Consider the following 20967-nt stretch of genomic DNA (forward strand, 5'->3'; position numbering starts at 1 on the left):
TGCTTCTGCCGCTTTTGCCGGATGCGTCCTATTAAAAAAATGTTAACCCGAATGACAGGAGAAGTCAACCAGAACCTTATTCAAGGCGAGGGTTTCAAACATTGCGACAAGCATTTATTTGTGATATAGTGCCAAACGGAAGGGGGCCCATATGGCATGCCACTGTTTTTAACACGAGAAATTTGGAACAACACCTTGCTGAACTATCTCATTTTTCTGCTTATTCTGGGTTTTGCTTTTTTAGCCGCGGCAATTGTTGGTCGGCTTTTAACAAAACTGCCGACAAATCGGCGGAAGTCGGAGCGGTCATATTTTTGGCTGCAGGGCATTCAAAAATATGTCAAACCGCTTATCATATTTCTCATTTTATATTTTGATATAAAAATCCTCAATCTGCCGCCCGCCGTTTTGAAAGTTATTGATATCGGGGTGCTGGCTTTTCTAATGATCGTGGCAGCCTTCGCCCTGTCAGCCGTAGCCGCCTATTTTATCGCTGTTTATTGGAAGTATCGTGACGATGGTGATGATAATTTACTCGCCCTTAAATTGCTGACGAACCTGAGCAAGGCACTCATTTGGATTGTTATTCTGATTCTTTTTTTGGACAATGTCGGCGTAAAAATCGACTCTTTGATTGCCGGGCTCGGCATCAGCGGTCTGGCGGTGGCGTTTGCGGCACAGACAATTTTGAAAGATCTTTTCTGTTTTTTCTCAATTTTGTTCGACAAGCCGTTTGTCATCGGGGACTTCATTGTTGTGGGCGAACAAATGGGAACGGTGGAACACATCGGCGTGAAAACGACGCGGCTGCGCTCCTTAAACGGTGAAGAGCTAATCCTTTCCAATTCGGATTTGACGAATTCAAGAATCAGCAATTTTAAAACGCTTGAAAAAAGGCGTGTTCTGTTTAATATCGGCGTCACGTATGACACGCCGGTTGAAAAAATGCGGATGATCCCCGGCTTGATACGGGCGATAATTGAAGGCGTTGAAAGTACGGAATTTGGGCGTGTGCATTTTAATTCTTACGGCACTTCAAGCCTGAATTTCGAGATTGCCTATTTTATTTTGAGCGGCGACTTTGCGCATTATATGGATATCCATCAGGAAGTCAATTTACAAATTAAAGAGAGATTCGATGAAGCGGGAATCCATTTTGCGTTTCCGACACAGAGCATCCAAATATTAAATGAGGGAAGACATGACGCTCGCTCATCATAAAGAAACACGCGCAGCCGTGGCTGCGCGTGTTTCTTTGCCTCTTAATAGCAGGTGGCCGTATGCTCTGCTGCCTGTCAAGCCAATCAATGCCGGTGACCGGGATCGAACCGGTACGAGGGGTGACCCTCACGGGATTTTAAGTCCCGGGCGTCTGCCAGTTCCGCCACACCGGCGTTTGATACGAGAGCAAGTGCTATACTAGCACCGAAAAGCCCGATTGTCAAGATTGCACGACGTGTAATACGGCCTGAAGCATACAGTAATGGATGCGTTATTCCCGGCTGCGAAGAAGCTTTTCAACCTGATTGAGCTGCTCTGCGGTGTTGACGCCGATCATTTCAAAACCAAGGCTGCGCTTGCAAATGCCGACGCGGGCACCCTCGGCAAGGAGAATGGCCGGAACATCTGTTAAATAGTATTCCCGCTGGGCGTTGTTGTTCCCGAGGCATTTCAGTGCCGGCAGAAGCTTCTGAGCGGCGAAGACGTAAACACCGCTATTGAGCTCGTTGATGGCCTTTTCGTCATCGCGGCAGTCTTTATCTTCAACCATGCGGACAAAATTGCCGCCATTGTCCCGCACGATGCGGCCGTATGGAAGCGGAATATCTGATGTGCCGGTTAAGATGGTGCAGTCATTACCGTTCTGCAGATGGACGGTGACAAGCGCTTCATACGTCTCGCGCCGCAAAAGCGGCATATCACCGCAGCAGACGAGAACGGCGCCATCAAACCCTTCCAGATCTGCCGCCGCCGACATGACGGCGTGACCCGTACCGAGCTGATCTGTCTGGATGGCGAATCGGTATCCCGGAAAGGCTTGAATGACGGTATCTTTTTGGTAGCCCGCAACGATGATGATATTGCCGTGTTCTATAAAGGAGAGTCCGTCAAGCACATATTGAAGGAGCGGGCGGCCGTTTGCCAGGCGCATGACCTTCGGCAGGTCGCAGCCCTCTGTTTGAAGACGGGTGCCTTTACCGGCAGCCAGTACGACGGCTTTGAGAGGTTGTTTCATAGATCGATCCCTTTCGAGAGAATTTGGCGGTCAGTTAAGCGAGAAGGTCGGGGCGCTCGTCTCCGTGATACGACGGGCGGCGCAATTTTTCTTTGCCAGCGCCTGCAAAAAGGCGTGCAAAAACTTTGACGTTTTCTCCGAGCAGTCAAAACCCACACTCTGCCTGCTGCCCTTGACGAATGAGAGCTTTCCGATGACGGAAGAGACGGTAAAAGTGCTCGACGCGACATAGCTTTTGTCGGGTAGCCAGTATATAAGGCCGCCGGAATCTGCCATGGCTTTAGCCGCTTTGGCATCGCTGCCGCCCGTCACAAGTAGTGTTTTGACCTTAGCCGCTTCAAACAGAAGGGCGGCGGCCTTCTGATACTCAGCATATGTCCCGTCAAGCAGACGGATGCCGATCGTATGGGCGGAGCAGGCCGCCCGGCGTAAGAGGTCTGCGTTGGGGGCTATTTCATCGGCTGAGACGAAAAATGTGCCTTTGACACGCGACGCGTCCAGCGCGTTCAAAATCGCGTCGAATTTACCGCCGGAAAGGTTCGAGAAGCTTAAAAAAACAGTAATATTGTCATTTGAGGCATCGTCCGACGCATCGGGGGAGGATGACGGGGAATCGCCGCCGGGTGACGGTTTAATACCCATATAATCATTATAATACGACTGCATTTTGTTTTTGTAGTAAGATGGGAAGGTCGGGTCATTTAAAACACAGTTTTTTTTGATGCGGACAACAGGTGCCGGATCTGCCTGAATGACAGACAGCGCAAGCCCGAAGTAACTGCAAACAAATTCGGCAGGGAGGAAAACCGTCCCGCCGGAGACGACGGCCGGCGTGAAATACTGCTGATTATCCTGGTCGACGACTGTCGCCTTCGGCAAATCAAACGTCAATCGTTTTGAGCCGGAGGAATATAAGAGAATGGTATCGAGGTTATTAGAAGCCGCAAAATAGATGCCCAGCTCGTCGGAGGAAAAGACCGTATAATGCAGGTAGAGCCTGCCGCCGATATAGCGCGGCATCGTATTGCCTTTGAGCGGGAAAAGTGTGTCATTGACAGCAGTAAAGTAGACCGTATCCGTCGCCTTAACGGCAGGCGTCACAGCCAGAAGAAGACAGAAAAGCATGATGATGGCAACGGCCGTCTTTTTCACACAATAGCCTCCTGCTCTGAAACATTGATGCGGCAAGCCGCACAATTTTATTTTATCACAGCGCGTGTTCAGAAACAACGGGGACGGCCGCGAACATGTGCCAGTCATCCGCTGTTTTGGCGGCGGTGACGACAAGCCCTGCATCCGCCAAGGCTTTTCTGACGTCGTCCTGACGGCCGTCAATAATGCCGGAGCAGATAAAGACGCCGCCCGGTGCGAGCAGGCGGGGAACATGAGTCGACAGCGGTATGATGACGTCGGCGATGATATTGGCAAACACGATGTCAAACCGTCTGCCGCCTGTTAGCGCTATCAGGAAATCTGGTGACAAAGCGTCTCCCGCCCGGACGGAAAGCCGGTCAGGCGATAAACCGTTGAGCGCGGCATTTTCAAGGCAGACAGTGGCGGCGTCATCGGCCATGTCACAACAGACGGCATGTTCGGCACCGAATAATAGCGCTGTGATGGCGAGGATACCGCTGCCGCAGCCGAGGTCGAGCACATTTTTGGCCGGGTGGCTTTCAAGGGCCTCCAGACACATGCGTGTTGAGGCGTGGGAGCCATTACCGAAGGCGTTTTTCGGTTCGAGACGTAAAATCGTCCGCCCTGAATTTTCCGGGACAGGTTCCCATTCCGGGACGATTAAAAGATGGCTGCCGATTTCAAGCGGCTTAAAGTATTTCTTCCAATTGTTCAGCCAATCTTCGTCATGCACCTCTTTGACCAAAAAATTTTGCCCGGGCAAGGCGGCACGGATTAAAGACAGACGGGTGCGGCCCTCGGCACTGTCCTCCACATAAAACTGCAGGGAGGTCGCGCCCTGCAGCGATGATAAAACATCGTCATCCACGTAATCCCACGCGGTCGGATTGTTATCCAAAAAGGCGCGAACGGCAGATTCATCATTGACGACGAGACCCTCAATGCCAAGGTCCTCAAGGTTTTCACTCAAACCGTCAAGCGCTTGCGGCGTTGTTGGGACAGTTATTTCAAGCCAGTTCATGATTCCTCCTGAAGCGCAGCGCGCGGTGCGCCGAGCGATTGAATAAAAAAAGGGCGCACAGCCCTCTTTTAAAACGCTTGTGTGTTGAAACCTTTTTCCTCCAGCAACGCCAGGATGATGGAGACGGCGGCGGAAATGCCGACGGTGGAGGTGTTAATCACCAAGTCGTAATTATGGATATTGCCCCAGTTCTGGCCGGTATAATATTTATAGTAATTGGCGCGGCTTTTATCAATACGCCTGATTTTTTCAAGCGCTTTTTCCGCCGGGAAGCCGTATTCCGAAACGGCGCGAGAGGCTCTGTCGGCAAGTGTCGCGGAAAGATAGATTTTGATGACGGCGGGGTCGTCCTTCAAAATATAATCGGCGCAACGGCCGACAATGACACAGCTGTTTTTGGATAGTTCCCGAAGAACCAGCGCCTCAGACTGAAATGTTTTATCGTTAACGGGTGTATCAAAGAAAGCCGAGACGGTCAGAGCGTCATACGATGCTTCGGCGGGAAAATTATATAACAGGCTGCTCGGTATATGCTCTTCACTTTGTTCAACGAGATCATATGGCAAGCCGCTTTTTTCGACGGCAAGCCGGATGATTGCTTTGTCATAAAACTCAACGCCAAGCCGCGCGGCGAGCTTTTCTCCGACTTGTCTGCCGCCGCTGCCAAATTCACGGCTTATTGCGAGAATGAATTTTTCCATAAGTCCTCCCGGGAGCATAGCCACCTGCTGATAATGCAAAGCTCATTTTCAATGCTACCTTTTTTAAGTAATCATATCATACTTCAGATTGAATTCAATGAATTTTTATATGTATGCGCCTCAAAAAAACTTTACATTTGCAGGGACGTATCTTACTATGGAATGAGATTCCAGACAGACTTGGAGGTGTTCATCTTGCTGAACGAACTTTTGCAGCGAGATTTTATCTATTTAGACGGTGCGATGGGTTCCCTGCTGCAGAGCAAGGGTCTTAAGGGGGGCAAGCGCCCAGAAACAATGAACATGACGGCCCCCGAGGCCGTTTATGAGATTCACAGGCAGTATGCCGATGCCGGTAGCGATATTCTGTTTGCCAATACATTCGGCGCAAACGAGCGCGCCATGAGATCAACAGGCTATTCCGTTTCGGAGATCATTACGGAGGCTATCGGTATCGCCAAAAAAGCCGGTGGGGGCAAAACGCTGACGGCGCTGGATATCGGACCGACCGGCGTGTTTATCAAGCCTTTCGGGAAGCTGACGTTTGAGGAGTCATACGCCCTGTACCGTGAGGAAGCGACGGCCGGGGAAGCGGCGGGGGCGGACCTTGCCGCCATTGAGGCGATGAGCGACCTGCTGGAAATGAAGGCAGCTATTCTTGCCGTTCGGGAAAATACGAAGCTGCCGATTTTTGCAACGATGACGTTTGAAAAAAGAGGACGCACTTTTACCGGGTGCAGGCCGGAAAGCTTTGCCGTTATGGCAGAGCGGCTCGGCGTTACGGCTGTCGGTATCAACTGTTCGCTATCGCCGAAGGATATCTACCCGGCGGCTGAAAAAATCGCGCGGATAACAGCGCTGCCTCTCATTGTCAAGCCAAACGCGGGTCTCCCCAACGGCTTGACGAAAAAGTACGATACAGATGCCGGTGATTTTGCCGAACAGATGGCAATGTATGCTGCTCTCGGCGTCAAAATCGTCGGCGGCTGCTGTGGCACAACACCAGAATATATTGATGCACTCCGCCGTGTTTACGCATCTTTGAAGCCGCAGGTATTTCAAAAAGAGACAGGGCTCTTCATATGCGCACCGATGCACACGGAAAGCCTCGACGATTACACGTTTGAACGCCCGCAGGTTGGTGAAGGAATGGTGCCCGAGAGCACTGTTAACATGGCTTTGGAGCAGGACGACAACGGCGCACGCATCATCATGGTGTGCCTGCCAAAGTCGCCTGAGCAGGCTCTCGATGCCCTGCGTGCCGTTGTGGAGCAATGCGACAAGCCGCTCCATCTCATTTCTGACAGCACCGAAGCCCTCTCGGCTGCTCTGAGGGAAGTGCCCGGCATTGCCGCCGTTACAAGCCCTAAAGGGAATACGGCGGCGCTCTCGAATGCAGAAACGGGCTTTGGGGCCGTTATTTTACAATAGAGATACAGGAGATAAAATCGTGAGAAAAAGTGCCTTTTTCCCGGCTGATATTCTGTTGCCCGTACGGGCTGATCTTGAGACCTGGAGCGTGGTTGCCTGCGATCAGTTTTCCTCGGAACGCGACTATTGGGAGCGCGTTCAAACGACCGTCGGCAATCGCCCGTCAACGCTGCACCTGATTGTCCCGGAGGTTTATCTTGACACGGTGGACTTGACGCAGAGCGCCGGGCAAATCGGCGGCACGATGGCGACATATTTGAAAAACGGCATTTTTAAAACGGTTGAAAACGCTTTCATTTATGTGGAGCGGACCATATCGGATGGGCGCGTCCGCCGCGGCCTCGTCGGCATGCTTGATTTGGAAGCCTACGATTACATACCCGGTTCACGCGCACTTGTTCGCGCCAGCGAAAAAACGATCACAGCGCGGTTGCCGGCCAGAATCGCGGTGCGCCGCGCTGCTGCGCTGGAAGTGCCGCATATTATGGCGCTCATTGACGACAGACAGGCCCGTGTTATTGAGCCGCTTGCTGACAAAACAGGCGATTATGAACTGCTGTATGATTTTACGCTGATGGAGGGTGGTGGCGCTATCAAGGGCTGGCGCGTACCCCCGGTGGATGCCACGCACATTTCCGAAGCGCTTTCGGCGTTGACGGACGGCGACGGGGCGCAGATGATCATCGGTGACGGGAACCACTCGCTGGCTTCGGCAAAGGGATATTGGGATGAGATGAAAACGGGGCTGCCGGAGTCTGCGCGGGAGAATCACCCGGCCCGGTATGCTCTTGTTGAGGTCAACAACGTTTACGACCCGGCAATTACCTTTGAGGCGATCCATCGCATTGTGTTCGATATTGACACGGATCGCCTTCTCGATGAGATGGCCCGCCAGCTGCCGTTTGACGACGGCGGTTATGCCGTTGATTGGATTACGGGGGACGGGCGCGGTCGCATCGCGATCAGGGCCGGGTGCGTCGCTGAGCTGATTGAGCTGTTGCAGACGTTCCTCGATCAGTTCGTCGAGAAAACAGGCGGAACAATTGACTATATTCATGGTGAATCGTCACTCACCACCCTTGCGTCTGAAGCGGGCAATATCGGCTTTTTGCTGCCGACAATGGACAAATCGGACTTCTTCAAAACGGTTTTGACGGGCGGCGTTTTCCCCAAAAAAAGCTTTTCAATCGGCCACGCGCGGGACAAGCGCTACTATCTTGACTGCCGTGCGATCCGGCCCGGCCTCTAAAATACAACAGCGCCTGTCAAGGCGCTGTTGGCTGATGGATAAAAGAATATGGCAGCTGGATTTCATCTCAGGCAGCTTAAGCTGTACCGTCTAAACGGCGGAGCAGCGAGGCATATTTCTGGAGTGTCGCGGCGTCCGTGACGGCGCGGCCGGAATGGCAGTAGGTGATGGCGCCGCTGCCCCCAACAGCCTCCGGGTTGCCGCCCAGCGCATCAAGAAGCCTGTTAACCGTTCCTTTGTTGCCGTCAATGACCTCAATGGCGGGATGCAGCAGCGCCTTGAAAACCGGCGCAAAAAAAACGAAATGTGTGCAGCCGAGAACAACAGCCTGATAGTGGCTTAAATCAAACGGGGAGAGAGCATCGTTCAGGTACGCCTTGACGGCAGGCGTGTCAAAATCCAGCTTCTCGGCAAATTCAACAAGCCCCGGCAACGGGAGAAAATCGACAATGTCTTCACAGTCTAAACGCGTGATCAGCCGTTTAAGTTTGTCCTGCTTCAGCGTCAGCGCCGTAGCGGTGACGAGAATCCGCTTGCCCTTATGGTTTTCGACAGCGGGCTTGACAGCCGGTTCCATGCCGATTATTGGAATGTCGAACTTTTGCCGAAGCGCCTCTATGGCGACGCTGGTAGCCGTGTTGCACGCGATGACAAGGGCACCGACGCCGAGCCCAGTCAGGCTATCGGCCGCCTTAAAGACATATTCTTTGACGGCGCTTGCCGTTTTTGCACCATAGGGTACGTTATCAATGTCCGCATAATAGACATAGTCTGCCTTCCGGATGGTCTTGAGCGATTCGTGCAGAACCGTCAGACCGCCGATGCCGGAATCAAAAAACCCGATGAGCATGCAGGACACCCCAAACGTATAGACTCGATTTGCCATTTTATCATACTAGCAACCCGAAAGCCTGTCAACAGAGCATAACGGGCAAATAATCAGAATGCTTTGTGCGCAACATGATGAGACAGCCATCAAAGGAGAAGAATTATGACGGAAACGGAAGCTTTCACGACAATTGACGCTTATATGAGCGAATTTCCGGCAGAGATCCAGGCCCGGCTTTCGGAGATGAGACGGATAATCCATGAAGAGGCCCCACAGGCAACGGAAAAAATCAGCTATCGGATGCCGACATTTTATTATTTCGGCAATCTCGTCCATTTCGCGGCTTTTAAAAAGCATATCGGATTTTTTCCGGGAGCTGACGGCATTGAGATGTTTAAAGACAAGTTGACTGCGTATTCCTGGTCAAAAGGCGGTGTGCAGTTTCCGTACGAAAAGCCGCTTCCGGAAGCACTGATTCGTGAAATCGTGGCGTTTAGGCTCCGACAGAACGAAATGAAAGCGCCGAAAAATCGGCGCCGCTGAGTGTGTTATTCTTTTAAGGTTATATGTCGTCTTCAGGCAGCTCGATACGATTTTTCAAAAACATTGGAGCGACGAGCCGGTAATCGGGAAGATTTGCGGCAATATCACGCGTGGCGTAATAGATGGCCAGACCGTTCACGCTTGTCCAAAAAAGGATGGACAGCTCCATAGGGTCGCCCTCGACAATGCTGTTTTCTTCCTGACCTTTTTTGAAAATTTCGGCCATGATACGATAGCAGATATCGCGCTTTTTATTCAGTGCCGCCTGCGCCTCGGCGGAAATGTCTGCCTGATAAGTAGCCTGCGCAATCATTCGGCATGTCTGACGAAAGCGATAGCTTGTTTCGATCGTTTTGAACAGAATTTTCAGCGCGTACATGATTTTTTCACCATAGGGGCGGCTCATGTCCCGAACGTAGCGCGCTGTTTCATTAATGCGCTCGAGCGCGTCATTCACCAAGTCGACATAAATTGCTTCTTTTGATGGATAATAATAGTAAAGGAGCCCTTGTGAAATGACCGCTGTTTCGGCAATATCCTGTATCCGCGTGGCGGCATACCCTTTTTGGGAGAACTGATTGAGGGCCTCCGTTAAAATCAGCTCTCGTTTGGCGTCTCGAATACGCTTGTTCTGCTCTTTTGTCCGTGCCATTGGTTGTCACCATCCATCTGCCGGGTCGCGCCGCCCCGTTTGACCAGATTGGCTAACCCTGTATTCAAATTCACGGCACTGCGTACACAGAGTGTTGAATATAAGTTCAATATATGCCGCGTTGCCAAATTTGTCAAGTTTTTTAACGTATTCAAAGGACTGACGCAAAAAAGCATCTCCATATCCTATTTTGCCATAAGCGGCATGTTGAGATTGGCAGAAAATTGACATATAATAGAATTAAAATTTTGATCGGTTGGTGAAGTGTTTGGACAGAGATCGCATGAAACGGATTATCATAATTGAGCTAATGGCGATTTACATAATAATATTGCTGAGAATTACGGTTTTTCGACATGACTTTTTTCGACATAGGTTGTTTGAGAACGGACAAGTCAACCTGATTGTCTTCAAGGTCTATTTCGAGATTTTAATGGAAAAGAATTATCTGTTTTTTATCTACCTTTTCGTTGGCAATATTGTCTCTTTCATGCCGCTTGGCTTTCTGCTGCCGTTTATTGCAAAAAAAGATATCACGCTGCCTTTTGTCGTTCTAACGGGCGGTTTTGTTTCCCTTGTTATTGAGGTGTCGCAGTATGTGTTTGGGACAGGCGAGAGTGAGCTTGATGATATTTTGCTCAACACCATCGGGGCTGTGTTAGGGTTTCTGTTATATCGGTTGTATCAACGCTATCAAAATAAACGAGCCGAATAAGCAAAAAAAGTACGAGAGAAACGGGCCTTGTTTTCAATAGAAAGAAATAGGGGAACGAATTGGATACCAATCACGGATGAATTCAAAAGGCAGCGGAGAAATATGAAAAACAATATCATTTTAATCGGTATGCCGGGCGCCGGGAAAAGCACCGCCGGTGTGATTCTGGCCAAAACGCTCGGCCTTGGGTTTGTCGATACGGATATTCTCATCAGTAAGCAGTGCGGCATGACACTTCAGAAGTATATTGACACGTATGGTATTGTCGATTTTCTCAAAGCAGAGGAGCACGCGGCACTGACACTTGATTGTGAAAACACCGTGATTGCGACGGGCGGCAGCATGGTTTTGTCGGATATCGCGATGCAGCATCTGGGGAGCGGATCGGTAACGGTTTTTATTGATGTGCCACTGGCTGTTTTGACACGGCGGCTGCGAAATATCAAAACGAGGGGAATCGTACTGCGACCGGGACAGACGATATCGGGAGTTTATTCGGAACGCCAACCGCTTTACCGCCGGTATGCCGATTTGACTGTCCCGACTGACGTGAGAAAAAGGCTTACACTGGAGGGCATCGTGGCGGAAATCCTTGTGGCGCTGAAAAAGTTTTGCTTGGAAATGGAGTGAGCGGACGTATGAGCCTGACGCGTATTTTATTCATTGCCATTTGCGTTATAGTGGCCGCCGTTTTGATACTGTTTGGCTCGGTCGTTCAGAAAAATGGGTTGAACGCAACCTTTTCCAAAGCTTTCGGCACTGAGGCGGACGGCGAAAAGCGCCGATGGCTGAAGCTGCCAAAAAATGCCGGAAGTTATATGACAATCGCGCTTTTATTGAGCGCTTTAATTTTATTTTTGATATTTTTGAAGCGGTAAGCGGCGTTTTGCGCTGTGATAATAGTTTTTGGAGGAACAATGGACAAGGCTTTGACGAGCGATGAACTGGCCGACAGACGTCGGCGTTTTATCGAACGCATGATGCTGGTGCACCCCGGGTGGGAAACAGCGCTGCTGGCCGGAAGGGTTAACCAGTATTATTTTACGGGGACGATGCAGGACGGACTGCTTGTCATTAAAAACGGCGGCGAGCTGGGCTATTTCGTTCGTCGGAGTTACGAGCGGGCACGGGAGGAATCCCCGCTTGATTCAATCTATCCGATGCAGAGCTATCGGGACGTGCTGGATGTTTTCAGCGGCAGTTGCGGGGCAACATTTGTTGAGACGGAGATTATGACGGTCGCTATGCTCGAACGAGTAAAAAAGTATCTGCCGATAGACAGCATTGGCTCTGTAGATAAAACGGTACTCGGCGTCCGCGCGGTGAAGTCGCCATTTGAGTTGGCTCTTATGGAAGAGTCTGGACAACAGCATTTTAAGATGGCTACCCAAGTCATACCGGCGCTGCTGCGCGAGGGCATGAGCGAGGTGGACTTCGTCGCTGAGCTGACGGAAAGAATGCTTAAGAACGGTTATCAGGGCATCACGCGATTTCAGATGTTTCAAACGGAGGTTGGTATCGGGCAGGTCGGCTTTGGCACAAGTTCGCTTTACCCGACAAGCTTTGACGGTCCGGGCGGCAGCCGTGGTATATCGCCCGCCGTGCCGCTGATCGGCAGCCGGGAACGGAAGCTGAAGAAAGGCGACCTTGTTTTTGTAGATACGGGTTATGGCATTGACGGCTATCACAGCGATAAGACGCAGGTGTACAGCTTTGGCGCGAAACCACATGACAACGTCGTCCGTGCGCACCGGATGTGCATGGAAATTCAGAAGCGTACAGCAGCGCTGCTCACGCCGGGCGCGCGGCCGGGCGATATTTATCAAGCAATCATCGGCAGTCTTGACGCATCTTTTCTAAAGAACTTCATGGGCCTCGGGGCACGGCAGGCACGGTTTTTGGGCCATGGGATCGGGTTGCACGTGGACGAGCCGCCTGTCATAGCACGCGGTTTTGATGACCCGCTGGAGGCACACATGGTTATTGCCCTTGAGCCGAAGAAGGGCATCGAAGGTGCGGGTATGGTCGGCGTTGAGGATACGTATATTGTAACGCCCGACGGCGGGCGGTGTATCACGGGCGGCGGGGCCGATATTATCGAGGTTTATTAAGGAATGGTAATTTAACGTTCGTTAGATATTAATCGGTAAATCTTTCTTATGCATTTTTGACGTTCCAAATTTAAAAAAGAATGCTATACTGCAACTAAAGTAACTTTTAAGCAAGGATGAGCAGATGAATTCGATGACTCATATGATGATCGGTGATTATTTGTGCCGCTGTATTGAAGAGTCGGCCGGTGTTAAACTACAGCGGGGCTGGTTTCTATATGGTAACGTGCTGCCCGATTTTCACCCGATGTATTTAAAGCGGCCGCATAAGCCAAATGCCTGGGCAGATTTCTTACAGAGTGAAATAGCGGCGCTTTCCACCGACGAGGCAACAGACGGACGTTACAGCGCTGACTTTTCAACGCGGCTGGGTGTTTTATGCCATCTTTACGCTGATTTTCACTGCTACCCGCATACTAAAGCGTATAACGGTGGCTCGTGCCGACACGTGCGATATGAATGGGATTTATACCGCTATCTGTGCGACAATAAGGCTCTATTGACTGTTCCTGGTGTCATACCGGCCACAATGTTTAAAGTGGAAAGCCTTACAGAAGACTTAGAAGAGGCCTATGCCGCTTACCTCGCCGGGCGGCCGAGTTATGAAAATGACATTCATTATACGCTGCAGGTTTGCAGCGCGCTGATAATGACGGTAATTGAAGCTGCGGCCAGAAACGCGCCGCTTATTCAAATTGCAGAAGTGTGCGTCGAAGCAGAGGTCATTTAAATCAAAGATACTGGGAGAATACAGTTAACAAAACAGAGGCGCGAGCCTCTGTTTTAATTTGCCAGGCTTCACGGTGTCCCTTGAAAAATTATGCAATATTCGGTACAATGTAACAGCTAATAACGATTGAAGGAAATGCGCTATGGATATGTCATTTCTCAAAAAACATGTGCCGAATAAGAAAGCGCTTGGCTTTTTAAAGTTTATCGGGCCGGGTCTTCTGGTTACAGTTGGTTTTATTGACCCCGGCAACTGGGCGGCTAATATCGCTGCCGGATCACAGTACGGCTATAGCCTTTTATGGATGGTTACGCTCTCGACGCTAATGCTGATCGTTTTACAGCATAACGCCGCGCACCTCGGCATCGTCACAGGCAAATGTCTATCCGAAGCGGCAACGGATAACTTTCGGCCATGGCTGAAAAACACGATCCTGACGTCGGCTGTGGCGGCAAGCGTTTCAACAGCGCTGGCGGAGCTTTTAGGCGGGGCGATTGCACTAAATATGCTCTTTCATGTCCCCATTCGGCTCGGCTGTGTTTTTGTTCTGGCCCTCGTTTTGTTTTTGCAGCTTACAAACTCATATAAAAGGATTGAAAAGATCATAATCGGCTTCGTCTCCCTCATCGGGCTGTCGTTTCTGTATGAGCTTTATATCGTCCCGCTTGACTGGGGCAGTGCCGCTGCCGGTTGGGTGGTGCCGACCGTGCCGTATGGCGCGATGCCCATCATCATGAGCGTCCTTGGCGCCGTTGTTATGCCGCATAATTTATTTTTGCACAGCGAAATTATTCAGTCGCGCGAGTGGCATTTAACGGACGAGCACGTTATTAAAAAGCAGCTTAAGTATGAGTTTGCCGATACGCTTTTATCGATGGTGATTGGCTGGGCCATCAACAGCGCCATGATTCTCATCGCCGCGGCGACGTTTTTTAAGCAGGGAACGACTGTTACCGATCTGGCGCAGGCACAGGTGATGCTGCAGCCGATATTGGGCAACGGCGCAGCCGTTATTTTTGCGTTGGCGCTTTTATTTGCCGGTGTTGCCTCGAGCATTACGGCCGGAATGGCAGGCGGGAGCATTTTTGCCGGGATGTTCGGAGAGCCTTATGACATCGGGGACCTTCACAGCAAGCTCGGCGTTATGATCACAATGGTGACGGCCGCCGGTGCCGTCTTCCTCATCCGGTCGCCTTTTGATGGGCTGATTTATTCACAGATGTTCTTGAGCATTCAGCTGCCGATAACCATCGTGACGCAAATTATGCTGACGTCGTCTAAAAAAGTGATGGGTAAATACGCCAATTCAAAGCTCGACACAGTTTTACTCTGGCTGTTTGCCGGTGCTGTCATCGGACTTAATATTGCCCTGTTTGCAAGTTATTTGCTGAAATAAGGCGGGTGAGATTTTGAAACGGATATCAGCTGTTATTCTAATCGGCGTTCTGCTCCTGTCAGCCTCTTCCTGCAAAAACATGCAAACGGCAGGGCAGACTGGGCAAAATGCGGACGCGGCAACGCCAAGCGTATTGGCGTCGACGACCGACGCGACATCGAATCCTGAAAACGCGATTCAATTGCAAGGGACGATTGGCACGCTGCCCGTTCATATGACGCTTATCATAAAGGCAGGGAAGGTGACAGGGTCGTATTACTACGACACCATCAAGCAGGCGATAAAGCTTGACGGGATGATTGAAGTAAATAGAATGATTAACTTCAGCGAATATGGCGCAGATGGAAAAGAGGCTGGTAAATTTGACGGCTGGTACACGCCCGGTATCAGCTTAACCGGCTTATGGACAAATGCCAAAACCAATGAAATACTGAAGTTTAACCTGAATGTCATCGATGGTATTCCGAAAGATGCTGTTTGGTCCGGCGAATGGAACCGGAAGAATGGCGGTGTGTTTAACACATCGACGCTTGTTATCTTCAACGAGACAAAAACGAGCTTCGATTTTCAGATCAGCGCTTTTTTTGGCGGCCACATGGGCTTTTTTGACGGGACGGCAACGATCAGCGGAAATACTGCCATCTGTATGGAAGCTGAGACGCGGGCCGAGATCACAATGAAGCTGCATAACGGCGATATTGAATTGGGCGCAAACGAAGCAGCAAACGGATATGGCGGTGCCGGCGTCTATTTTGAAGGCACCTACACGAAAGATAAACTGCCGGAAATGACGCTGCTGAGTACCGGTTATGTTGAAAGCAAAACGCAGGAAGACGAATTTAAAGCCCTCGTCGGGGCGGATGCCGAGCTGTTTTTAAACACGGCGCAGATTAAAGACGACCTCGAGGATTTGGACGGGTATCACGCGACGTGCTACCATTGGTGGGTTGTCGGTCTTGTGGGCACGAACGAATCCGTTGTGATGTTTCTGCCGGATGGGACGATTTGCGGGGCTGTTTTAGACCCCGGCACTGAAATCGTCAAGGTGTATACAAACAGCCCCGCCATAAAGAGCGTCCCAAAAACGATTCAGGCGTGGATCGATACGTTGCACGTAAAAGACGTTAAATTCATCACAAACCAAAAAGATTAACAAATTTGTGATAAATAACCCCTTAAAAAAGCATACTCTGTGCGTAGATAATAATAAAGAAGGCGATTTGATGTATCCGCAATTCAAGGAGAAAACCTTTTTTTCACGCGTTTTTTTCAATATGACGTGGGCCCTTGTGCTGACAGCACTGACAGCCTACGGCATTGCCAGCTATCCGCCTTTTATTGGTGCCGTTATGTCCAATTGGACGGGCCTGTTTATCCTGATGATTCTGGAGGTTGTTCTCGTCTTTTTCCTGTCACGGCGCATTATGGTCATGAGTATCGGCGCGGCGTATCTTGGCCTTATTGTATTTTCGCTTGTCAACGGCGTGACGCTGTCGCTGATCTTTGTTGTTTATGATATCTCATCGATCTTCGTCGTGTTTTTCGCAGCGGCGGGCCTTTTCCTCGCCATGGGCCTATTCGGTTTTGTGACGAAAACCGACCTGTCACCTATTGGCCGCTTTCTGATTATGGGACTGTTTGGCATCATCATCGCCTCCTTGATTAATCTTTTTATCGGAAGCGAGATGCTGATGTACCTGTTCAGCTTTGTGGCTGTCTTGATTTTCTCAGGCCTGACGGCCTATGATATGCAGTGGCTCAAACGCGTCTATGAGAGCGGCGGCCTCACGCCGGAGCAGTATGAAAAGTTTGCCATCATCGGGGCCTTAAAACTTTATCTGGATCTCATTAACCTGTTTCTGAACCTCCTGCGGATTTTTGGACGTCGGCGATGATATGTCTGAAACCGGACATTTTCAAAGCTTTCTACGCGGCTCGAAATGATGCAAACGCCGGGCCGATGGCGGCTTATATGAAAAACAAATTTCCGTTTCTCGGCATTAAAACGCCGGAGCGCAAATTGCTCTGCAGCGCATTTCTGAAGGAGATGAAAAAAGACCGCAGCATTGACTGGCCTTTCATTTGGACCTGTTATGACCTGCCTGAGCGCGAGTTTCAATATCTGGCGCTTACTTATCTGGAAACAGTAAAAAAGCTTCTCGTGCCAGAGGATATCCCGGCGCTTGAAAAGCTTGTGACGACGAAGTCGTGGTGGGACACGGTCGATACGATTGACGCCTTTGTCGGTGATTTGTGCTTGCGGCATCCAAGTGTCAAAGAGACGGACATCCCGCGCTGGATTGCAAGCGACAACATTTGGCTCAAACGCATTGCGATTGATTTTCAGCTGCAATACCGGGAGAAGACGGACACGGCTGTATTAAGCTGCGCCATCTTGTCAAACACCGGGTCGAAGGAATTCTTCGTCAACAAGGCCATCGGCTGGGCGCTGCGGGAGTATTCCAAAACGGACAAGGCCTGGGTACGCCGCTTTGTTGATGAAAACAAAAACACGCTGAGCGCGCTCAGCGTGAAGGAAGCCAGCAAATACATATGAGAAATCAATACGAAATAATAATGGCAGCCCGCCGTTTCGATGGGCTGCCATTGCATTTACCCGGCATGATCCATATGCGGCGTCGATTGTCGGCGCATATCCTTAACGAAGGAGCTGCCGCGCATCGACTTTGCTTTTTTCTTCAGCTCCGCGGCAATGTCGGACACCTCCAGAAAAGTCGAAAACGTTCTGTACTCGTTCGTCACGATCCCAAGCGAGATGGTCATAATCGGATAGACCGTTTTATTGCCCTGCCGGCTGTATGTGACGATAAAGCCGTTCTCCAGATCCGTCGGTTCGTAAAGCGCGCGGATTCTGAAATCAAATTTCTCAATAATGTCCTTGCAGATCATTTCGGCACAAAAGGGGTCAATAATAACAATAAAATCGTCACCGCCGATATGACCAACAAAAGCGCTGCTGTCACAGCCTTTTGCCGCGTCATGTAGGATATCGGCCGTCAGCTTAATGGCGCTGTCACCTTTGGAGAAGCCGTAGACATCGTTATACGCTTTGAAATTATCGAGGTCGGCATAAATCGCGGCAAAAGGGGCGGCTTTCTGAATGCGGCTTTCGAGCTCTCGTTGTATTTCCAGATTACCGGGCAGACCGGTAAGAGGATTTGCATCCCTGTTCCGGTCAATGCGCCGGAGCGTGTTTTTAACACGGCTGACAAGCTCCCTGTTGTCAAACGGTTTAACAATATAATCGTCGGCCCCGAGCTCAAGGCCAATGAGCATATCCTCGTGATTATCCTGACCTGTCAGCATGATAATAGGCATGAGATTATTGCTTTCTGATTCACGCAGCAGCCGGCAGATTTCAAAACCGCTGATGTCCGGCATGACGACGTCCAACAAGAGAAGATCCGGCTTTTCTTCCTGCACAAGACGCAGCCCCTCTTCACCGTTGATCGCCCGAATCACGTCATACCCGGCCGGTGTTAAGGCGATTGCGATGACTTTGGCATAAAAATTACTGTCGTCTATCAGCAGAATTTTTTTCTTTGTCAAATAACCCACCACACTTCTTTCAGCACATGCCTTATATATCGGATGAATTTTCCATAACAATATGATAATAGTTGAGAAAATTATTAATATTTTCATATCTGTAAATTTAAGGGCATGTCGGTACAAAATAACCGACAAAATTGTTCTAAAATATTGCGCTTAAAAAAGACGGTCAGTATAATTAGGCCTATGAGATTTTGAAGGACAGGGTGATCGATGGATGCCGGAGCAGGGCGCAAAAAGAACCGTTAAGGATCTTCAGCGGCGGGTTGATGACTATTTCTCAGAGTGTTCGGCGAAAAAGATTTACCCCGATGAAGCGGGCCTTATCTTGTTTCTCGGCTTTGACAAAGAGACGTATGAGCGCTGTTTGAGCGGGAAGATGGGAAAAGGCAATGCCGACTGCCTGAAAAAAGCAGCGCTCCGGCGCGAGAGCATTATCGTTCGGGAATTGTACGGTACAGACAAAGCGGCGACTGGGAAAATATTTCTGGCGCGCCAGGCCGGAAACGGCGGACTGACGGACAAGATGAGAGAGGACACAAATCACGTCACAATTGATGTTCGTTTCAACGGCGGCGAGAAAGGGTTGTTTGATTAAGGAGTGTGATGATGACAGAGGCGGTGACCGCCGTAATCCGACATGACGAGGCACTTTGTCCGCATTGCCTGAAAAGGTTGTGTCGTCTTGAAAAAGGGGGGCGGGCAAACGGCGTTGAACTGTGGTGCAAGGTCTGCCGGGCACCAATTATGCTGACATTTAATTGGGACTAAAAAAAGAATACAGAGCCTGAGAGCCGATAGACCGGTTGGGGGAACCCAACCGAACTGTCGGCTTTTTTGATTAGTTTACGCAGGGGGCTTTCATGGCACGGAGAAAAAAATTAAGTTCCGGCGAGATCGTTGTTAACCTTGGCGAGGCTAATCCGAAGCAGCTTCTTTTCTACAAAAGTCGGACACTTTATACGGCCTACGGCGGGGCCAAGGGCGGCGGCAAAACACATGCCATCCGCATCAAAGCCGTCGGCGGGGCTATTCGTTGGCCGGGCATCAGAATACTCATCATTCGACGGACGTATCCGGAACTTCAGCAAAATCACATTGAGCCCATTTTAAAGCTTGTTCCGTCGGAGCTGGCAACTTATAACGGCACGCTGCACACCCTTTATTTTATAGACGGCTCAATGATCAAGTTTGGTCATTATCAAAGCGCGACTGCCGAGCAGGAATATCAGGGGCAGGAATATGACTGGATCTTCATGGATGAGGCCACGCAGTTTACAGAGCAGGAATTCCGGTATCTCGGCGGCTGCTTACGCGGTGTTAACGAGATTCCGAAAAGGTTTTACCTCACCTGCAATCCTGGTGGCGTCGGTCACCAATGGGTCAAGCGGCTGTTTATCGACCGGCGATTTAAGACGGCAAGCGCAAACCCCGAGGAAAACGAGCAGCCTGAGGATTACACCTTTATTTTTGCCTCGGTGGAGGACAACACGCACCTCATAAAGTCGTCCCCGGCCTACCTTTCCATGCTGTCAAACCTGCCGGAAAACAGGCGGCGCGCTTATCGATATGGCGAGTGGGATGCGCTGTCCGGCACGTATTTCTCGGAATTCTCAACAGCCAGGCATGTTATAAAACCGTTTGTCATCCCTGACGGTTATCTGCGCTACAGGGCATTTGACTATGGCCTTGATATGCTGGCCTGCTGCTGGATTGCCGTCGATGAGACGGGGCGGTGCTATGTGTACAGAGCGCTGAAAAAGGCAGGGCTCGTTGTATCCGAGGCGTCTGCCGTGATCCGGGAGGCAACGCTTTATCAGGAGCAGATCGCCGTTACCTATGCACCGCCGGATATGTGGAACCGGCAAAAAGACAGTGGTAAAACGATGGCGGAACTCTTTTTCTCAAACGGTGTGCCAATTATCCGCGCTGACAGCAGCAGGGTTCAAGGACATATGCAAATAAAGGAAATGCTCATGGACCGGACGGACGGCAGGCCGGGGCTTCTCATCTTCGACACCTGCCGGGGCCTTATCGAGGATATACAAGCTATTCTGGCCGATGAAGCCAATCCAAATGACTGCGCGCGGCAGCCACATGACATCACACACAGCGTCGACGCGCTGCGGTACTTCTGTGTATCGCGCTATTTAACGCCGGAGATGAAAATCGACACCCGGCTCGGGCAAGAAACGGCAGAATACTCGATGTTTATGACAGGCGGGGAGTTGAGAAGCGGATATTTATATGATGCCTAAGCGCAATGCGTCGGGAGAACAATACAAAATTTAAGCAATTGTTTAAGGAGAGAAACCATGGAACTGACGACACTCATATTAGCGCAGCTGCTGTTTGTCACGCTGCTTGTTCTCGGAGCCCGTCTTGAGCGAAAAATGAGCGCTGCAGGGCGAGAAAACGATGAAAATTTGAAGCGGCTGCGTCATCGCTTGGATGCGCTGGCGGCTGATGCCGAAACCATGAAAAAAGAGCTCTCTGCGCTTTTACGCAGCACAGACGAAGCAGAAGACCAGTCAGAGGAGGAAGCGTTGAAGTCTTTATCGGCTGAAAAGGACTTTACGGAGAGTATCGCCAGCATTCTTGGCTATGGGCTCGACAGGGTGCGCGATAAACGGCCGTCTTAGGCCC

The 20967-nt window shown here is 50.4% G+C and carries 23 protein-coding genes and 1 tRNA gene; 16 read left to right on the plus strand and 8 right to left on the minus strand.

All coding sequences use genetic code 11. From position 1 onward, the window contains the following. Positions 1-156: 156 nt before the first annotated feature. Positions 157-1221, plus strand: coding sequence for a mechanosensitive ion channel family protein (locus tag IZU99_02955; GenBank protein UOO38230.1), 1065 nt, complete (start codon positions 157-159; stop codon positions 1219-1221). Positions 1222-1308: 87 nt separating this feature from the next. Here IZU99_02955 and IZU99_02960 read toward each other — a convergent pair. The 5 genes from IZU99_02960 to IZU99_02980 form a co-directional block, all read right to left on the minus strand. Continuing rightward, positions 1309-1394, minus strand: a tRNA-Leu gene (locus IZU99_02960). A 98-nt stretch (positions 1395-1492) separates the two neighbouring features. After that, a complete protein-coding gene (locus IZU99_02965) occupies positions 1493-2236 on the minus strand; it encodes an NTP transferase domain-containing protein (protein UOO38231.1) in 744 nt (247 codons plus the stop codon). Between the two features lie 30 nt (positions 2237-2266). Further along, the gene (locus IZU99_02970; GenBank protein UOO38232.1) at positions 2267-3388 is read right to left on the minus strand and encodes a hypothetical protein; all 1122 of its coding nucleotides are present in this window, start codon (positions 3386-3388) and stop codon (positions 2267-2269) included. Positions 3389-3443: 55 nt separating this feature from the next. Beyond that, the gene (gene prmA, locus IZU99_02975) at positions 3444-4391 is read right to left on the minus strand and encodes a 50S ribosomal protein L11 methyltransferase (protein ID UOO38233.1); all 948 of its coding nucleotides are present in this window, start codon (positions 4389-4391) and stop codon (positions 3444-3446) included. Positions 4392-4459: 68 nt separating this feature from the next. Then, the gene (locus tag IZU99_02980) at positions 4460-5092 is read right to left on the minus strand and encodes a cytidylate kinase-like family protein (protein UOO38234.1); all 633 of its coding nucleotides are present in this window, start codon (positions 5090-5092) and stop codon (positions 4460-4462) included. A gap of 195 nt (positions 5093-5287) precedes the next feature. Here IZU99_02980 and IZU99_02985 point away from each other — a divergent pair, with 195 nt between their 5' ends. After that, positions 5288-6523 carry a homocysteine S-methyltransferase family protein gene (locus tag IZU99_02985; protein UOO38235.1) on the plus strand — a complete coding sequence of 412 codons (1236 nt, stop codon included), beginning with the start codon at positions 5288-5290 and terminating at the stop codon, positions 6521-6523. Positions 6524-6542: 19 nt separating this feature from the next. Further along, positions 6543-7772: a DUF1015 domain-containing protein gene (locus IZU99_02990; protein ID UOO38236.1), complete on the plus strand. Its 1230-nt coding sequence runs from the start codon at positions 6543-6545 to the stop codon at positions 7770-7772. 76 nt (positions 7773-7848) lie between these two features. On the opposite strand, the gene murI is transcribed toward IZU99_02990, so the two are convergent. After that, positions 7849-8622, minus strand: coding sequence for a glutamate racemase (gene murI / locus IZU99_02995; GenBank protein UOO38237.1), 774 nt, complete (start codon positions 8620-8622; stop codon positions 7849-7851). Between the two features lie 141 nt (positions 8623-8763). Between murI and IZU99_03000 the strand changes: the two genes are divergently transcribed. Beyond that, entirely contained in the window at positions 8764-9144 is a 381-nt protein-coding gene (locus IZU99_03000) for a DUF1801 domain-containing protein (GenBank protein UOO38238.1), read from the plus strand. 19 nt (positions 9145-9163) lie between these two features. Here the strand turns inward: IZU99_03000 and IZU99_03005 are convergent, their stop codons facing one another. Then, entirely contained in the window at positions 9164-9796 is a 633-nt protein-coding gene (locus IZU99_03005; protein ID UOO38239.1) for a TetR family transcriptional regulator, read from the minus strand. A gap of 283 nt (positions 9797-10079) precedes the next feature. On the opposite strand from IZU99_03005, the gene IZU99_03010 reads away from it, so the two are divergent. From IZU99_03010 to IZU99_03050, 9 genes are all read left to right on the plus strand, one after another. Next, positions 10080-10511: a VanZ family protein gene (locus IZU99_03010; protein ID UOO38240.1), complete on the plus strand. Its 432-nt coding sequence runs from the start codon at positions 10080-10082 to the stop codon at positions 10509-10511. A gap of 102 nt (positions 10512-10613) precedes the next feature. After that, complete coding sequence (locus tag IZU99_03015; GenBank protein ID UOO38241.1) at positions 10614-11141, plus strand: shikimate kinase; 528 nt, start codon at positions 10614-10616, stop codon at positions 11139-11141. 154 nt (positions 11142-11295) lie between these two features. After that, positions 11296-11454 (plus strand): hypothetical protein, encoded by a 159-nt coding sequence (locus IZU99_03020; GenBank protein ID UOO38242.1) that lies wholly within the window; start codon positions 11296-11298, stop codon positions 11452-11454. Next, on the plus strand, positions 11429-12622 hold the full coding sequence (locus tag IZU99_03025) for an aminopeptidase P family protein (GenBank protein ID UOO38243.1): 1194 nt from the start codon (positions 11429-11431) through the stop codon (positions 12620-12622). The genes IZU99_03020 and IZU99_03025 overlap by 26 nt, the downstream gene beginning before the upstream one ends. 124 nt (positions 12623-12746) lie before the next feature. After that, positions 12747-13352 (plus strand): zinc dependent phospholipase C family protein, encoded by a 606-nt coding sequence (locus tag IZU99_03030; protein ID UOO38244.1) that lies wholly within the window; start codon positions 12747-12749, stop codon positions 13350-13352. Positions 13353-13494: 142 nt separating this feature from the next. Beyond that, positions 13495-14748 carry an Nramp family divalent metal transporter gene (locus IZU99_03035; GenBank protein ID UOO38245.1) on the plus strand — a complete coding sequence of 418 codons (1254 nt, stop codon included), beginning with the start codon at positions 13495-13497 and terminating at the stop codon, positions 14746-14748. 13 nt (positions 14749-14761) lie between these two features. Then, positions 14762-15901: a hypothetical protein gene (locus IZU99_03040; GenBank protein UOO38246.1), complete on the plus strand. Its 1140-nt coding sequence runs from the start codon at positions 14762-14764 to the stop codon at positions 15899-15901. Positions 15902-15971: 70 nt separating this feature from the next. Continuing rightward, complete coding sequence (locus tag IZU99_03045; GenBank protein UOO38247.1) at positions 15972-16643, plus strand: Bax inhibitor-1/YccA family protein; 672 nt, start codon at positions 15972-15974, stop codon at positions 16641-16643. Then, positions 16640-17305: a DNA alkylation repair protein gene (locus IZU99_03050; protein UOO38248.1), complete on the plus strand. Its 666-nt coding sequence runs from the start codon at positions 16640-16642 to the stop codon at positions 17303-17305. The genes IZU99_03045 and IZU99_03050 overlap by 4 nt, the downstream gene beginning before the upstream one ends. A 56-nt stretch (positions 17306-17361) precedes the next feature. Here IZU99_03050 and IZU99_03055 read toward each other — a convergent pair whose 3' ends face one another. Beyond that, positions 17362-18318, minus strand: a complete 957-nt coding sequence (locus IZU99_03055; protein ID UOO38249.1) for a response regulator — start codon at positions 18316-18318, stop codon at positions 17362-17364. 220 nt (positions 18319-18538) lie between these two features. Here IZU99_03055 and IZU99_03060 point away from each other — a divergent pair, with 220 nt between their 5' ends. The 3 genes from IZU99_03060 (at position 18539) to IZU99_03070 (ending at position 20963) form a co-directional block, all read left to right on the plus strand. Then, positions 18539-18919: a hypothetical protein gene (locus IZU99_03060; protein ID UOO38250.1), complete on the plus strand. Its 381-nt coding sequence runs from the start codon at positions 18539-18541 to the stop codon at positions 18917-18919. Between the two features lie 265 nt (positions 18920-19184). After that, positions 19185-20579 (plus strand): phage terminase large subunit, encoded by a 1395-nt coding sequence (locus IZU99_03065; GenBank protein ID UOO38251.1) that lies wholly within the window; start codon positions 19185-19187, stop codon positions 20577-20579. Positions 20580-20636: 57 nt separating this feature from the next. Next, positions 20637-20963 (plus strand): hypothetical protein, encoded by a 327-nt coding sequence (locus tag IZU99_03070; GenBank protein UOO38252.1) that lies wholly within the window; start codon positions 20637-20639, stop codon positions 20961-20963. Positions 20964-20967 lie beyond the last annotated feature (4 nt).

It is taken from the genome of Oscillospiraceae bacterium CM, from assembly GCA_022870705.1.
Lineage (GTDB): Bacteria > Bacillota > Clostridia > Oscillospirales > Oscillospiraceae > Sporobacter.

Coding starts and splice junctions, on each gene's coding strand:
- IZU99_02955 (UOO38230.1), top strand. CDS start 157: ATGCCACTGTTTTTAACACGAGAAATTTGGAACAACACCTTGCTGAAC.
- IZU99_02965 (UOO38231.1), bottom strand. CDS start 2,236: ATGAAACAACCTCTCAAAGCCGTCGTACTGGCTGCCGGTAAAGGCACC.
- prmA (UOO38233.1), bottom strand. CDS start 4,391: ATGAACTGGCTTGAAATAACTGTCCCAACAACGCCGCAAGCGCTTGAC.
- IZU99_02980 (UOO38234.1), bottom strand. CDS start 5,092: ATGGAAAAATTCATTCTCGCAATAAGCCGTGAATTTGGCAGCGGCGGC.
- murI (UOO38237.1), bottom strand. CDS start 8,622: ATGCTCATCGGGTTTTTTGATTCCGGCATCGGCGGTCTGACGGTTCTG.
- IZU99_03000 (UOO38238.1), top strand. CDS start 8,764: ATGACGGAAACGGAAGCTTTCACGACAATTGACGCTTATATGAGCGAA.
- IZU99_03005 (UOO38239.1), bottom strand. CDS start 9,796: ATGGCACGGACAAAAGAGCAGAACAAGCGTATTCGAGACGCCAAACGA.
- IZU99_03010 (UOO38240.1), top strand. CDS start 10,080: ATGAAACGGATTATCATAATTGAGCTAATGGCGATTTACATAATAATA.
- IZU99_03015 (UOO38241.1), top strand. CDS start 10,614: ATGAAAAACAATATCATTTTAATCGGTATGCCGGGCGCCGGGAAAAGC.
- IZU99_03020 (UOO38242.1), top strand. CDS start 11,296: ATGGCTGAAGCTGCCAAAAAATGCCGGAAGTTATATGACAATCGCGCT.
- IZU99_03025 (UOO38243.1), top strand. CDS start 11,429: ATGGACAAGGCTTTGACGAGCGATGAACTGGCCGACAGACGTCGGCGT.
- IZU99_03030 (UOO38244.1), top strand. CDS start 12,747: ATGAATTCGATGACTCATATGATGATCGGTGATTATTTGTGCCGCTGT.
- IZU99_03035 (UOO38245.1), top strand. CDS start 13,495: ATGGATATGTCATTTCTCAAAAAACATGTGCCGAATAAGAAAGCGCTT.
- IZU99_03045 (UOO38247.1), top strand. CDS start 15,972: ATGTATCCGCAATTCAAGGAGAAAACCTTTTTTTCACGCGTTTTTTTC.
- IZU99_03050 (UOO38248.1), top strand. CDS start 16,640: ATGATATGTCTGAAACCGGACATTTTCAAAGCTTTCTACGCGGCTCGA.
- IZU99_03060 (UOO38250.1), top strand. CDS start 18,539: ATGCCGGAGCAGGGCGCAAAAAGAACCGTTAAGGATCTTCAGCGGCGG.
- IZU99_03065 (UOO38251.1), top strand. CDS start 19,185: ATGGCACGGAGAAAAAAATTAAGTTCCGGCGAGATCGTTGTTAACCTT.
- IZU99_03070 (UOO38252.1), top strand. CDS start 20,637: ATGGAACTGACGACACTCATATTAGCGCAGCTGCTGTTTGTCACGCTG.